Source organism: Actinobaculum suis (assembly GCF_900102025.1).
GTDB lineage: Bacteria > Actinomycetota > Actinomycetes > Actinomycetales > Actinomycetaceae > Actinobaculum > Actinobaculum suis.
Genome location: NZ_FNAU01000010.1, coordinates 22,681 through 36,804 on the forward strand (window position 1 = coordinate 22,681; position 14,124 = coordinate 36,804).

At 58.3% G+C, this 14,124-nt stretch carries 11 protein-coding genes and 1 pseudogene; 3 read left to right on the forward strand and 9 right to left on the reverse strand.

The features are described from left to right. Positions 1-5: 5 nt before the first annotated feature. Complete coding sequence (locus BLT47_RS06295) at positions 6-689, reverse strand: DUF2017 family protein (RefSeq protein ID WP_074662899.1); 684 nt, start codon at positions 687-689, stop codon at positions 6-8. Continuing rightward, positions 686-1,498, reverse strand: a complete 813-nt coding sequence (gene clpS / locus BLT47_RS09670; RefSeq protein WP_083330121.1) for an ATP-dependent Clp protease adapter ClpS — start codon at positions 1,496-1,498, stop codon at positions 686-688. The genes BLT47_RS06295 and clpS overlap by 4 nt, the downstream gene beginning before the upstream one ends. A gap of 153 nt (positions 1,499-1,651) precedes the next feature. Here clpS and BLT47_RS06310 point away from each other — a divergent pair, with 153 nt between their 5' ends. Continuing rightward, complete coding sequence (locus BLT47_RS06310; RefSeq protein ID WP_256332563.1) at positions 1,652-3,016, forward strand: nicotinate phosphoribosyltransferase; 1,365 nt, start codon at positions 1,652-1,654, stop codon at positions 3,014-3,016. A 276-nt stretch (positions 3,017-3,292) separates the two neighbouring features. Here the strand turns inward: BLT47_RS06310 and BLT47_RS06315 are convergent, their stop codons facing one another. The 5 genes from BLT47_RS06315 to BLT47_RS06335 form a co-directional block, all read right to left on the reverse strand. Next, on the reverse strand, positions 3,293-5,053 hold the full coding sequence (locus BLT47_RS06315) for an adenine deaminase (RefSeq protein ID WP_074662901.1): 1,761 nt from the start codon (positions 5,051-5,053) through the stop codon (positions 3,293-3,295). A gap of 63 nt (positions 5,054-5,116) precedes the next feature. Next, entirely contained in the window at positions 5,117-6,847 is a 1,731-nt protein-coding gene (locus BLT47_RS09590; protein WP_074662903.1) for a purine-cytosine permease family protein, read from the reverse strand. Between the two features lie 345 nt (positions 6,848-7,192). Beyond that, positions 7,193-8,974, reverse strand: a complete 1,782-nt coding sequence (locus BLT47_RS06325; RefSeq protein ID WP_074662905.1) for a DEAD/DEAH box helicase — start codon at positions 8,972-8,974, stop codon at positions 7,193-7,195. After that, positions 8,971-9,546, reverse strand: a complete 576-nt coding sequence (locus tag BLT47_RS09740; RefSeq protein WP_083330131.1) for a DUF3039 domain-containing protein — start codon at positions 9,544-9,546, stop codon at positions 8,971-8,973. The genes BLT47_RS06325 and BLT47_RS09740 overlap by 4 nt, the downstream gene beginning before the upstream one ends. Before the next feature lie 343 nt (positions 9,547-9,889). After that, positions 9,890-10,171, reverse strand: coding sequence for an HU family DNA-binding protein (locus tag BLT47_RS06335; RefSeq protein WP_049619317.1), 282 nt, complete (start codon positions 10,169-10,171; stop codon positions 9,890-9,892). 258 nt (positions 10,172-10,429) lie between these two features. On the opposite strand from BLT47_RS06335, the gene BLT47_RS06340 reads away from it, so the two are divergent. Both BLT47_RS06340 and mprF read left to right on the forward strand, forming a co-directional pair. After that, a complete protein-coding gene (locus BLT47_RS06340) occupies positions 10,430-10,675 on the forward strand; it encodes a hypothetical protein (RefSeq protein WP_074662907.1) in 246 nt (81 codons plus the stop codon). Next, positions 10,672-13,122: pseudogene (gene mprF, locus BLT47_RS06345) on the forward strand (bifunctional lysylphosphatidylglycerol flippase/synthetase MprF); the annotation flags it as partial. The gene BLT47_RS06340 and the pseudogene mprF, both read left to right, overlap by 4 nt. A 66-nt stretch (positions 13,123-13,188) precedes the next feature. Here mprF and BLT47_RS09745 read toward each other — a convergent pair. Together BLT47_RS09745 and BLT47_RS06350 are read right to left on the reverse strand one after the other, a co-directional pair. Beyond that, entirely contained in the window at positions 13,189-13,410 is a 222-nt protein-coding gene (locus BLT47_RS09745; protein ID WP_083330132.1) for a pentapeptide repeat-containing protein, read from the reverse strand. An 86-nt stretch (positions 13,411-13,496) separates the two neighbouring features. After that, a complete protein-coding gene (locus tag BLT47_RS06350; protein WP_074662910.1) occupies positions 13,497-13,796 on the reverse strand; it encodes a ribosomal protein L7/L12 in 300 nt (99 codons plus the stop codon). Positions 13,797-14,124 lie beyond the last annotated feature (328 nt).

A 14,124-nucleotide genomic window follows, 5' to 3' on the forward strand; every position in this document is an offset into this window, starting at 1 on the left:
CAAATCTAGCCGCGAAGCTTCTTCGCTTGCACCGCCCGTATCAGTGAATCCTGCCACCAGCTGAGCAAAACATACAAGACGCACATCAAATCGTCCGAGTTTTCTATCTGGTGGTTCGTATCCTGAATGATCCGCCACCCTTTTTCGGTGATTTGGTAGGCAGTTTCTTCACTGTGGATACCGAGCCGGGCGGCGAGCACGAGGCGTATATCGTTAGCCGCACCCGCCCAGGTACGAACGTCTTCATTCCCCACCCAAACGGCTTCCTGCTGTAAAGAATGGGTAAAGAAGCGCAAGTTTTCCACCTTTGCGGTGCGAATGGATTCTTCTGTAATGGCCCGCAGTTCATAGGCCATATCCGGATCTTCTGCCATATCCGGCAAAAGCCGAATCAGCGCATTATCGAGCGGCGGCAAGGGCAGATCGGGTTCCTGCTGGTCTTCATCAAGTTCCGCGGGGTCTGCTAGCTCTGCTATCTCTGCTAGCTCTGCTAGGTCTGCCAGTTCTGCCGCATAGGCTTCGAGAATATCTTCCGGTTCGCGTGGCGTGGGCGGCAAAGTAGGCGGCAAAGGTTCCAAATGGCGGCCCAACAAATGGGCTACATCACGGGCAATACCGCTAAAAAAGCGGCGCTCCACTTCATCAGCGCGAGCCATGTAGCCGCCGCGCCAGGGCAGGAAAGCTTTCACTGTTCCTCCTGCGGTGCACTCGGATTTGCCAGAGGCTCACTTGGCGCGCTTGGCTCTGCCGGAGGGACGCACGGCTCTCTCCCAGACGCGCTCGGTTCTCCCGCAGGCGCACTCGGTTCTGCCGCAGGCGCACTCGGTTCTGCTGCAGGCGCGCCCGGCTCTCCCGCCGACGCACTTGACGCGCTCGGCGTGCGGTTCGCACCTTTTCCGGCGTCTTCGGTACTTCCGGCACTCGCGGTGCTTCCGGTATCCCCGGTGCGCCCGGTACTTCCGGTATCCCCGGTACTTCCAGCGCACCCGGTACTTCCGGCGTCGTCTGCGCTATTAGTACCCTTAGCACTGGTCTGTTCGATGGTGGCAATAATCCCGTAGGTGTGCATGGCCGTAGCATCTGCTTCCATCATTTCGCGCGGGCCTCGCGAAACCGTGGCCCGGCCCTGCCGGTGAATACGCATCGCCACTTCCTGCGCGGTTTCGGTACTCATACCAAAATAAGATTCGAACACCCACCGCACGTAGCTCATAAGATTTACCGGATCATTATGAACAACGGTTTGCCACGGCGCGGCTTTGCCGGTAGCCGTACCGGCTTTAGCTTCACTGGCAGCTTTGCGCGCGGCTTTGCCGGTAGCTTTGCTCGCGGCATTACCGGTAGCTTCATTTGCGGCATTACTCGCGTCATTACTTGCGGCCGCTTCATTTGCGGCGGTGTTTTCAGCTGCGCTCGCTCCAGGATTGCCCTCCCCCGCATGCGGCTGCGAAGTGGAGTGCGCTTTGCTCCCATTGCTACCCGGATCCGGCGTTTTCATGCCTCCCATCCTACTACGAGCGCTTTCTACCAGCAGGGAAAGGGATATGTACGGCGCCAGCTAGCGGCTACGAGCATCGCGTATTTCCGAAATTTGCGGTCCAAATAGTCCCTGGTGGTCCCTGGCGCGGCTTGGCACGCTATGCTATTGCTCATGACCCAGAGCACAGCACTCATGACGGACATGTATGAGTTGACAATGATCGACGCCGCGCTGCAGTCCGGCGCTGCCCTTCGACCTTCGGTTTTCGAAGTTTTTAGCCGGCGTATGCCCGGCAACCGGCGCTACGGCGTGGTGGCAGGGACCGGCCGCGTACTCGAAGCGATCGAAAACTTCCGGTTCGGCGAAGCCGAAATTGAATATCTACGGGAAAACCAGATCGTTTCCGAGCCTGCTTTAGAGTGGCTTGCCAATTACAAGTTCACCGGGAACGTATATGGCTATATGGAAGGCGAATTGTATTTCCCCGGTTCTCCGATTCTCACCGTAACCGGCACTTTCGCCGAATGTTGCATCTTGGAAACCGTGCTGCTTTCCATCCTCAACTATGATTCCGCGGTAGCCACGGCGGCTTCCCGGATGACTATGGCAGCCCGCGGGCGGCCTTGCGCCGATTTCGGAGCTCGCCGCACCCACGAAATGTCTGCCGTGGCCGCGGCCCGCGCCGCCTATATTGCCGGTTTTACTTCCACTTCGGATCTGGAAGCAGGCCGCCAATACGGAATACCAGTTTCTGGTACTTCCGCCCATTCCTTCACCCTCGTCCACGATTCCGAGCCCCAAGCTTTTGCCGCTCAAATCGCGAATATGGGAGTAGATACCACGCTCCTAGTTGATACCTACGCGATTTCCAGCGGTGTAGAAAATGCGGTACAAGCCGCCCGCGAGGCCGGCGGCGAACTTGGTTCGGTGCGTATCGATTCTGGTGACCTAGTGGCCGGCGCTTTCAAAGTGCGGGAACAGCTCGACCTTCTAGGTGCAAAAAACACGCATATTACGGTTACTTCCGACCTTGACGAGTATTCGATTGCTGCCTTGCAGGCCGCTCCCGTAGACGCGTATGGCGTGGGTACGCGCATGGTAACCGGTTCTGGTTACCCCACCGCACAACTGGTTTACAAACTGGTGGAACGCCAAGGTGCGGACGGCAAGATGCACGAAGTTGGCAAAACTTCCGAAAACAAGGCTTCCGTAGGCGGCCTGAAGGTAGCCGGCCGGCTCTACCGGGAAGGCCGAGCAAATCAAGAACTTGTAGTTTCTGCCCGTAGTTTTGCGGAAGGGCTCGATTACGTGCAGGCGCGCGGTGCACGGCCGGTTCAAGTGCAGCTCATCGAAAACGGAAAGATCGACGCCGCTTACCGGGCCCGCGCAGTACTGCCCGCCGCGCGTTCCCGGCACGAAGCATCCCGCGCCGAACTCCCCTACGATGGCTGGCGCCTTTCCGGCGGCGAACCGGCAATCCCCACCGTGCGTGAAGATATCTTCGAAGGCAATATCAACGCCCCTGTTATCCACTAAGCACACCGGGATTCACTAAGTACACCGGGATTCGCTAAGTACACAGAGATTCGCTTAGCGCACCGGGATGTGCTGCGAACCGCGCGTTCTCCGTGGATGCCCAGTGCATACCGACTGGCCCGGTCCGCATCGTCTTGCGGACCGGGCCCGTTGCCATATCTGGTTCTGGCCGTGCCTTCGTTTACCCGGTGAAAAGCACCGGATTTACATTTCGGCAAGCAGCGCCGGATTTGCGCGCCAGAAAGCGCAGTATTTAGCCGGCATAGAATGCCAGTTTTACTTGGCGGAAAGCACGGGATCGGTTACTTCGAAGCTCACGCAGTCGATAAGCCCCAGATCTGTAATCGCCCATTCGGGGATCGCGGTAATAGCTAGGAAGAGGAGCTGGCCGAAAACCGATTCGAGGGTGGCCCCGAGCTGCTCGCGTGCAACCTCATCAAGATGGCTTTCTGCCCGGGCCATTTCTTCGGCCGGCAGGTCGGCCACAATCCCACCCACGGGCAAAGGCAGTTCGGCGAGCACTTCGCCGTCTGCTACTACAACTTGGCCGCCGCCAATTTCAGCTACCCGGTTGATCGCAAAAGCCACGTCTTCCGGCGTCGTACCCGCTGCCACAATATTGTTATCGTCCGGGGAAGCCGAGGTGGCGATAGCTCCCCGCTTGAGCCCGAAGCCCTTAATGAAAGCCACCGGCAAGTTATTAGTTTTTCCGTACCGTTCCGCACACGCCACGTAAATAACGTCTTGGGAAATATCGGGCTGGACCTTCCCCTCCACGATCTCCAATTCCACTTCTTCGCCCGGGCGTTTGAAAGCCACACCGGTGGAAAGGACGATGGTTTGCACGCGGGCCCGCGTACCTTCGGCCGGCACCGCAATGCGCGCCGGTGTAACTTCAGGCAGGTGGAAAGTATTGAGCAGGATTTCGGAACGCTCCGGAGCTTGAGCGGGCCGTACCGGCTGACCCTCCCGGGCCACCACTTCCCCGCCCTTAATCACTACCGCCGGCCGGAAATCTTCCAAGCTATCTACCAGCAAAATATCGGCAAAACGGCCCGGCGTGATCGAACCGATCTGGTGATCCAAACGGTACATGCGAGCCGTGTTCACCGTGGCCATCTGGATCGCCGTCACCGGATCTACCCCGTGTTGGATCGCCAAACGCACCACGTAATCCAGGTGGCCGCGTTCCAAAATCCCGGTAGCCATCACGTCATCCGTGCAAAAACCAACGCGGTCGGCCGGGGCCCCCATTTGCGTAACCAGCTTGATATTTTCTTCCAGCATGGGAGCCGCCGTAGATTCGCGGATCAAAATATTGATCCCGTTGCGCAGCTTTTCGAGCTCTTCTTCCGGCGAATAAGACTCGTGGCACAGTGCTACCCCGCTCGCCGCATAGCCAGCCACTCGCCGCGCATCCACCAGCGGCGCACACCCAAAGGCCTGCAAACGGTTCCGCTCCGCCATATCCATGGCGGTCAAAACTTCTTCATCCCCGTATTCCACGAACTCTTGCACGGTTTCCCACAAACCCACGCATTCTGGCAGATGCTGCACCTGTTCGTGTTCAGCTACACCAAACCGGTGGCCCACATTCGATTCCGGAACCGTGTAGGGAGCCTTGGCCGGCGCGCCCCACCACACCCGCATGGGCGCAGTTTCCGCTTCCGCCAAGAATTCCTTAACACCTTCCAGCCCGGCTACCACCAAAATCTGGTCCAACCCAGAAATCGCCGAAGTCGTGCCATAGCGCGAAACCAAATCCGCGAACATGGTGACCGAAAGCTTCGAACATTCGATATGCAGGTGGCCATCAATCAGCCCTGGGGTGAGATAGCGCCCCTCCGCGTCAATAATCTTGGTTTCCGGGCCGCGCTGGGCTTCCACATCACCCACAGCCGCCACCCGGCCTTCCGCAATCGCCACCGAAGCCGGGTAAATCTCCCCGGTCATCACATTGACCAGCTGCCCGCCGTCAATAATCACGTCTGCGTGGGCACGTCCATAAGCAACATCGAGTAGGTGCCGATTCGGCATGTTTTCTCCTTTGTGTGTTTCCCGGGAACAGGTTTGCGTTCCCAAAATCTGCTGTTGATGTTGTTAGTTATTAGATACAGGAACGGTTTGTACCGCTACTGTTTGTACCGCCCGGTCTAGCGGGGTTTCATTATCGTGACGATCTAGCGCGGTCCCGTTATCGTCACGGTCTAGCCGGCTTTCGCTGGCGTGACGGTCTAACGAAGTTTCATTATCGAAACGATCTAGCCGAGTTTCGTTGTTTTGCGGAAGGGCGGCCGCATTGTGCTTGCCGCGCTTGACCAGCAGGAACACGAAGCTGGCCACGAGAGCGCCGGCCACGATCGAAAGGTCGGGAGCACTGGCCGCCTCTAACCCGGCACCGCGCGCAATCGCCGCGGCTAGCGGGCCGGTGAAATACCCGGTATTAGAAAACAGCCAGGCCGCGACCATGCCGGCGAGCATTGCGCCCATACCGTCCCAGCGAATCCCGGCCCTTCCCCAGTACGGGCCGCCCGGACCCTCGGCGGCCAGGCCGGCCAGGTCATAACGGCCGGCGCGGGAGACGGCGTCGCACACGTACACTGCCACCCAAGGTGCCAACCAAATCGAAAGCGAAGCAACGAAAGCGTTGAGCAGATCGTAGAAACTGGACTGGGAAACCGCGACCACAGCGACCACCGCGCAAATCACCGAATCAAGAATCACGATCTTTTCGCGCGAAACCCTAAAACCTGCAGTCTGCAAATTCAGACCGGAAGAATAGAGGTTCGTCCCGTTTTGGATCAGCAGGCCGAACATGACGAGCAACAAGAAGGGAATCGCGAAAGCTGCGGGCAATACCGCGGGGACGGCGAGCGGATTGGAAAGGTCTACGTCTGGCCCCACCGCTACCGTGGCCATCGCCGCACCCAAACTCTGCAGCAGCACATACGGTACGAAACCGCCCAGGCTCGCCGCCCACGCAATCTGCGCCCAAGTAGAGCCTCCTGCGCGCTTGGCTTGCTCGGAACCAGCGGCCTGCTTGGCTTGCCCGGAACCGGCGGCCCGTTTGGCTTGCCCGGAACCAGTTGCGCGTTTTCCGTGCCCGCGCGAGTTATCCGGAATGGGTAGATAGCGAGAGAAGTTACCACCACTCGGTGCCCAGGACAGTCCGCCCGAAACCATGACCAGCGAGATCGCGGAAACGAACGTGGCAAGGGAGGTGCCCGCGGCGGCGTCGGCCCCGGTTCCTACCTGCCCGCCCAGCTGTACTTGCGGCACAATCAGTACCGCGAGAACTGCGAAAGCAAGCGCGAAAACGATGGTCGCGTATTTTTGCGCGGCCATGAGGAAGCGGTGCCCCACGAGCGGCATAATGGCTTGCGCGGCCGCTAGTACGACGACGGCTACCACCATTTGCGGGCCCGCCAAGATGATTCCGAAACGCTCCAGGAGCGCGGCGGCCGCATAGTAGACCAGGATTAAGCCGCCCGCTTCAAAGCCGAGCAGCATGAGCCAAGAGAAGACGCCGTTCATGCGCGCCCCGCGCGTGCCCAACCAGGAGCGGGAAATCGTCATGGTGGTGGTGCCGGTAGCCGGGCCTTGCAAAGAAGTGAAGCCAAGTAAGGGGTAGGCCAACAGGTTACCGATGAGGATTACTAGTAAGGATTCTGGCAAGGTGAGCCCATATAGCAAGGGCAACATTGCTCCGTAACTTACCGTGAAAATATTTGTTGTGGTGCCAGCCCATAAAAAGAAAAGATCACGGGGTTTGCCATAACGTTCGTTTTCTGGGACTAGATCAATACCGCGCTTTTCGAGCGTGCCTGCCATCGTTCTCCTACGGACGTGCGTTCGGTGCTGGCCGCAGGCGGGCGGCACGTGAGGCGCAACCAAACACATGAATAGAACGTGGCGCTTTGACGCGCCACGCCACTATTCAAGCGCCGCAAAACCCAAAAATCGAGCCCTCGTCCACCAAGTGGACAGCATTCCGCTCACCATGTGAGACGCTGTGAGAACTTTTCGCGGCTCAGTTGGTTTTCACGAATTTGTACGTACCACCCGCCGTGTCAAAGCTCACGCGCCAGCTACTGCGCTTGCCGGCGACTGCGCTTGCCGGTCGCCGGCTACCGCAGACCGATGTTTACCGCGCCTGTCGCCTACCGCGCCCGGCGCCTACCGGCGGCCGACGAACCAGTTTTGGATCTTCTTCACGCGGGCTTCGATCTGCTCGGCAGAGGCGCGAGCCACTTCCGGCCCGCCGCAGGCCCGCCGCAATTCGGTATGGATGAGCGCGTGCGGATCGCCCGTCTTTTGGGCATAGGCCGCCACCAGTTGGGAAAGCTGTTTGCGAGCTTTACGCCGCCTTTGAGTTTCCGATTGGGCGGCAGGTTTCTTCTCTCCATTGCGGCGATGGCGTGCTTGCTCCGCCTGGCGTTGGCGCAACAAAGTAGTCACTTGTTCGGGTTCGAGCAACCCGGGAATCCCCAAAAAGTCTGCTTCTTCATCCGAACCGACCTCTGCACCCAGGCCAAACTGGCCGCCGTCGAAAAGCGCGCGGTCAAAAGCGGCACCCGATTCGAGCGCCTCAAACCCTGGCAAAGCCAGATCTTCTTCCGCTTTTTCTTCCCGGTTGGCCGCTTCCAGCGCCGCATCATCCCACCCGGTTTCGCCCTTCCGGACCGAAATCACGTGGTCGCGCTGTTTTTCCAGTTCGGAAGCCAATTCCAGCAGTTGCGGCACGGAAGGCAAGAACACGGTTGCGGTTTCTCCGCGCCGGCGCGCCCGCACGAAACGGCCAATCGCCTGCGCAAAGAACAGCGGTGTGGAAGCCGAAGTGGCATATACACCAACCGCTAGGCGCGGTACGTCTACCCCTTCCGAAACCATGCGCACCGCCACCATCCACCGGCTCGTCCCCTCGGAAAATTCGGCGATCTTATCGTTAGCGGAAGCATCATCAGAAAGCACCAGGGTGGGTTCTTCTCCAGACACTTGCGCCAAAACTTGCGCATAAGCCCGCGCATCAGCCTGGTTGGAGGCAATCACCAAACCACCCGAATCGGGAATCGAACGCCGCACCACGGTGAGCCGTTCATCCGCAGCGGCCATTACCGCCGGGATCCACTCCCCTTCCGGATTGAGCGCGGTGCGCCACGCCTGGGAAGTCATGTCCTTCGTAAGCGGCTCCCCCAGGGTTGCTTCTACCACATCCCCGTGCTTGGTTTGCCAGCGCATCTGCCCCGAATAGGAAAGGAACATGACCGGGCGCACTACCCCATCCCGTAGTGCCTGTTCGTAGCCGTACTGGTAATCCGGTTTGGAGGTGAGATTACCGTAAGCATCCTTTTCGTATTCCACGAAGGGAATTTGCGAAGTGTCCGAACGGAAAGGCGTTCCCGTCAAGGAAAGCCGCCGCACGGCCGGATCAAAGGCTTCCCGGATAGCTTCACCCCAACTCAAAGCGTCCCCGCCGTGATGTACTTCGTCCAAAATCACGAAGGTACGCCGCGCCTGGGTGCGTTTCTTATGTAGCGCACTATTGGCCGCCACCTGCGCATAGGTCACGCACACGCCGTTGAAGAAATCGCCTTCCCAGCGTTGCGCATTAGTGAAATCGGGATCCAGTTGGATGCCCACCCGCGCTGCCGCATTCGCCCACTGCGTTTTCAGATGCTCGGTAGGGCAAACCACAGTAATAGTTTCGATAATTCCGTGCGCGAGTAGTTCCACGGCCACGCGCAAAGCAAAAGTCGTTTTCCCAGCCCCCGGAGTCGCTACCGCCAAGAAATCCTGGGCTTGCAAATCCATGTATTGCTGGAGTGCTTCTGCCTGCCAGGCGCGCAAAGACGACGTCGTACCCCAAGCCGCGCGCCGTGGATACGCCGGCGAAAGTGTTTCGGCGGCGTGACGCGAAGGAGATTGTGGATTGCGCGGCTGGTTACTTTCGGGCCTCACTGGCCGCTTCCCGGAACGTCCGGGCCGAAGGGCCAGGCAGAACCCTGGTTGCCCATCTGTTCATGGATTTCTTTGCACATGGGGCAAATCGGGAAATTATCAGGGTTGCGAGTAGGTACCCACACTTTCCCGCACAGGGCCACCACCGGCTTACCGGTGAAAGCTGATTCGAGTTGCCGGTCCTTACGCACGTAGTGGGCGAAACGTTCATCGTCGCCATCTGAGAGCTGCTCCTCGGTTCTTTCGAGGATACCTACCGATTGGGAACCTTCCGGATTCGGCCCTTCCGGCTGCCCGGGCCCTGCCGGCGGTTCCGGTTGTGAGGCCGTAGCCTTCGCCGTAGCAAGCGCAGCCGAAACCGGTGCGGCCGTGCCGGTAGCGGCCGGTGATACGGCCGGGGCCGCCGAGGCTGCCGAGGCTGCTGGGGCCGCCAAGGCTGCCGGGGCCGCCGAGGCTGCCGAGGCTGCTGGGGCCGCCAAGGCTGCCGGGGCCGCCGAGGCTACCGGGGCCGCGTAAGACGTAGCGGCCGGAGCAGAGCCAGAAACAAAGTACGCGCAGGAGGAATCGATCATGGCCCTGATTCTAGTGGTAGTTTCTGGGAGTGCCAGCCCCGCCCCGGTGAGAAACTCGACGGCGCCCTGCACCGGCGCCGACACTGCACCGGCACAGCACCGCCGCACCAGCACCGTACCGAAATCACACCCGCACCGCACCGGCGCCGCCAAACACAACCAGGGCCGAAGAGCCAAGGGGCCCGCTAGATACAACGAGGGGCCCCGTTCCCGGAGCCCCCGCATTCAATTCACTTGCACTCGCATCACTCGCACTCGCAAGTGTTTCAGGCATGTTGCAGATGCAGCGATAACGTGTGCATCCGCAATATGCCTCTCGTTACCTGTTAAATGCTCGCGCAGCTTACTTCTGCACGGCCTTCTTCAGGTTCGAACCGGCCGTAATCTTCACGCCGTAGCCAGCAGGAATTTCGATTTCCTCGCCGGTGCGCGGATTGCGGCCCTTGCGAGCAGCACGCTCGGTGCGCTCGAAGGACATAAGACCGGTGATCTTTACCGGTTCGCCCTTGGAAAGGGAGTCAACAAGCACGGTCTGCAGAGCAGCAATGGCACGATCGGAATCAGCCTTGGTGAGGCCCGATTCTTCGGCGATAGCTGCAATAAGTTCAGTACGGTTGAGGGACATTCGAATTCCTCTCGATAAGTTGTTCTTTTGTCAATGGCTCATCTGAAGCCACTAGGCAGAAATGTAGCGGAATCTTCCCGTTTTTTCCCTCAAAAAACGCAATTTTGCGCGTGTCGTAACTCATCTCGCTATTTTACTTTTACTTTTAGCCGCATCCGTGCATAATTCGCACCTTAACCTGGCCCTATGGGAGTGAGGGCAATAACTCGCGCTACCTGCAAAAAACGTGGGTATCATGCTGGAGGCGTACGAGCCCCCATGCCAAGGTTGCAGGATATTATTTCCGCCACCCGCCTCCGCCGCGGTAAGATTTGCCTTATAGAGCTGGAAGAACCGCGGGATTTCGCGGTTTTCAGCGGCTCATCCCCGGTGTTTTCACCGCTCCCGGTATTGCTTGCCCCGATAGCCAATCGCGGCCGCGAACGTATCGGGCCGCAAGCCCCGCTCGTAGTCGAGCACCGCAAGGGTTCGGTTACCGGCCAACTGGAAAGGCAGAATGAGTGAAGGACTTCATCAAAAAGCACTCCCGCGTACTAAAGATCGCTTTCTACGTGATAATTGCCATTGCGGTGGTGTTGATCGCTCGGAACCAGGTGGCAGAGCTCTCCGGGGAGCGCATGCATGAGCTTCTGGCAAGCACGCCGCGGCCGGTGCTGGCAGAATTAGTAATCCTGGCTTTTGTGGCTTTTTCCGCCACCGGGCTGTATGACGTCTTTGCCGCCAAATCAGTAGGGGTGGAGCTGCCTACCATGCGAGCCCTGAAAATCGGGTGGATTGCGCAGGCCTTCAATAATTTTGCGGGTTTGGGTGGGCTCACCGGAGGCACGATTCGCGCACGTTATTATGCACGGGCCGGTGCCGACCCGAAGAAAGCGGTAGGGGTTTCGGTAGCGGTATGGGCGGCGAACCTGCTCGGGCTTTTCGCGATGCTGTTAGTGACCTTGCCTTTTGCCGCGCATTACGACGGGCGTTTTCTGATCGTGCCAATCGTTGCCTGCTTGTATATCCCCTTCTATTTCTTGGCCGGGCGGCTCCATTTTTGGAAGATTGACCTGCGCAAATCGGTACTAGGCCAGCAAAATGCACGCACCAAACTGGGCATGTTCCTCGCCTCCCTGGCCGATTGGCTAGCAGCCGCGGTGTTCTTCTGGATTTGCGTGTGCGTATTTGTGCCCGATGTCAGTTTGATTCAGGCGATCTTCGTTTACGCCACCGCCACTTTGGTCGGTTTGCTTTCCTTCATCCCGGCCGGTTTGGGTACCTTCGACGTCACGGTTTTCTTCTTCTTTGAACGCATGGGCGCCGATCCTTCCGGCCTGGCACTTGCCCTGGTGGCGTACCGAATTACTTACTACCTGCTCCCTTGGTTGGCCGCGGCACTATATTGGGCCGCCGAAACCGTGATGCCCAAGATCGGTTTGGAAAAGCAAGAAAAGCGTGAGAACTTACTGGTCACGATCTTGTGGATCGGCATGTTTTGCGCCGGCGTAGTGCTCATGGTTAGTGCTATTTTCCCGCGTTTCATTAATTTCCCGGGGTTCTTACGGTTCTTGATGCCCCACGAAGTTGCGCGTGCCTCGCGCGCCGCCTGCTTGGGCGTAGGTCTCATGTTGGTGATCCTCTCCCGCGGTATTCGCTTGCGAGTTTCTCGGGTGCGTTCGGCGTGCTTGATATTGCTGGTAGTAGGAATTGTGGCTTCCGTAGCCCGCGGGCTCGATATCCAGATGACCGTACTGTTGGCTTTGTTCGCCTTATTGCTGTACTTTTCCCGCGGGGCTTTTGTGCGCGAACCTTTGCCTTTCGAACCGCGTTCCTTCCTGGTCTCGCTAGTAACCGCTATCGGTATTCCCGCCCTGATTTTCGCGTGGCGGTGGATCAAGACCCCGGTAGGCGTACAGGTTTACCCGCACGCCGGGTGGCGTACCGCGCTGTTCTATTTCTTGCTCGTGGTGCTTATCGCCTTCGCCCTGCTGTTCTCCAACTCGCGGGCACCCAAATTTGAACCTCCCACCACGGAGGACGTGACGCGTTTCGAAGATTTCGTAAACAAGTGGGGTGCCACCGCTTATACGCACCTGTATTTCCTGGGTGATAAACAAGTGTTCTATAGCGACGACGGTAAAGCCGCCCTCATGTATCGCAGCCGGCGCAATACACTCATAGCTTTGGGCGATCCGATTGGGGATCCGGATTCCTTTGAAGATCTGCTAGACGAGTTTGTTTCCTACGCGGAAGAACACGGAAGTAAGGCTTCGATTTACGAAATTTCCGCGAAATATCTCGCGGCGGCAGCCAATACCGGGTATAGCTTCGTGAAAATCGGCGAGGATGCCACCGTGGATCTGAGTTGCTATTCCAATGTGGGTAATAAGGGCAAGATTTTCCGGCGGATGCGTAACCGCATGGGTGAAAAGGGCACACATTTCGAAATGGTGATGCCGCCCTTTACCGAGGAATTTATCCGCGAGATCCGCGATGTTTCAGATGCGTGGTTGAACGGCCGGGAAGAAATGGGCTTCTCCCTCGGCTTCTTTGACGCAAACTATCTTTCCCGGGCGCCGATTGCGGTGGTACGCGGGCCGGAACGCGTGGAAGGTTTTGCCTCTTTGATGCCCATGGAAGATGGCGTAGCCTCCGTAGACATTATGCGGATCCGGCCGGATGCACCGGGCGGAACGATGGATGGGATCTTTGTTTCCCTCATTGAATGGGCGAAAGAGAATGGCTACGCCCACTTCAATTTGGGCATGGCACCGCTTTCAAATACGGGTACGCGGCGCCATTCACGCGCCCAGGAACGAATTGTGCGTTACATTTACGACTTCGGGAATCGCATGTACAACTTCAAGGGCTTGCGTTCCTACAAGGAGAAATTCAAGCCGCGTTGGCATTCGCGCTATTTGGTGTATTCGGGGCCTTCTTCTCTCGCCCCTACCCTGGTGAACCTCATCAACTTGGTGCAAAAGCCAGACCGCACCGCGGGCGCAATCCCGCTCACTCGGCAAGAATTCGAACACTTACCTACCATGCAAGGCGCAGAACCTGCGGCTACAGAAACAAGCATTGTGAAAGCGGCAGCCGCGAAACCGGCAGCTGCGAAACCGGCAGCTGCGAAACCGGCAGCCGCAAAAGCAAAAGCTACGAAAACCGCTACTACAAAACCAGCGGCCGCGAAAACGGGCACCGCGCAGGATACGAAAGCGGGCGCTACAAAAACTATGTAAGCGGGCGCCGCGCAGGCGAAGGCCGCGAAAGCTACGCCTGCGCCGGCAGCTACCGTGAGTGCGCCGGCACCGGAAGCACCCACGGCGTCGAAAAGGTAGGGCTAGGCGGCCGCGGCGCCGTCGACTAAATCTTTGGCGTCCTTTAAAGGAAGATCGGTGCGAGCCCGGATAGCTTGAATTGCGGCTAACTTTTGACCTTTAGCAATCAGCTCCCGCTCTTCCGCCGTAAGAAAGTAGCTGCTGACCGGGCGCGGTGCTGGTTCGGCACTGGTCTCGGGATAGAGGCTTGCCACTTCTAAATCGGCGATACGCTTACGAAACTCCGCAATGGTGAATTCTTGCTGACGCACTTGCGCGCGGAGCTTTTCAATCTCCGCCGCTTGCCCGAACCACTTACCCACGAATCATTTCCCTTCGCATCGAACACTGAATGTGCGCTCATTGTCTCAGGACCTAGGACACTTCCTAAAGTTTCAACGATGTGAGTGTGGCCTCAATGGGGTTTGTCTGTGTTTACGAGTTGGGAATTGATTTTCAGCTGAGGTTAGCGCGCAGTGGGCATCGGTTGTGGTATTGCTGATTGTATCCGTTCCTCATCCCAGTAATTGCTACCACTCTTTGGACTTGGGGCGTGCGTGGAAACTGATTGCTCCGGCGGGAGAACCGGCTGGCCGGAACGGCCCCAAATGACAACCGCAAGGACCGCGAGCGCAACTAGCAAAAGCAGGG

Bases quoted from the DNA above. Each gene is read 5' to 3' on its own strand.
- BLT47_RS06340 (WP_074662907.1), top strand. From the start codon at position 10,430: ATGCCAAGGTTGCAGGATATTATTTCCGCCACCCGCCTCCGCCGCGGT.
- BLT47_RS09590 (WP_074662903.1), bottom strand. From the start codon at position 6,847: ATGGCAGGCACGCTCGAAAAGCGCGGTATTGATCTAGTCCCAGAAAAC.
- BLT47_RS06310 (WP_256332563.1), top strand. From the start codon at position 1,652: ATGACCCAGAGCACAGCACTCATGACGGACATGTATGAGTTGACAATG.
- BLT47_RS06315 (WP_074662901.1), bottom strand. From the start codon at position 5,053: ATGCCGAATCGGCACCTACTCGATGTTGCTTATGGACGTGCCCACGCA.
- clpS (WP_083330121.1), bottom strand. From the start codon at position 1,498: ATGAAAACGCCGGATCCGGGTAGCAATGGGAGCAAAGCGCACTCCACT.
- BLT47_RS06335 (WP_049619317.1), bottom strand. From the start codon at position 10,171: ATGTCCCTCAACCGTACTGAACTTATTGCAGCTATCGCCGAAGAATCG.
- BLT47_RS09740 (WP_083330131.1), bottom strand. From the start codon at position 9,546: ATGATCGATTCCTCCTGCGCGTACTTTGTTTCTGGCTCTGCTCCGGCC.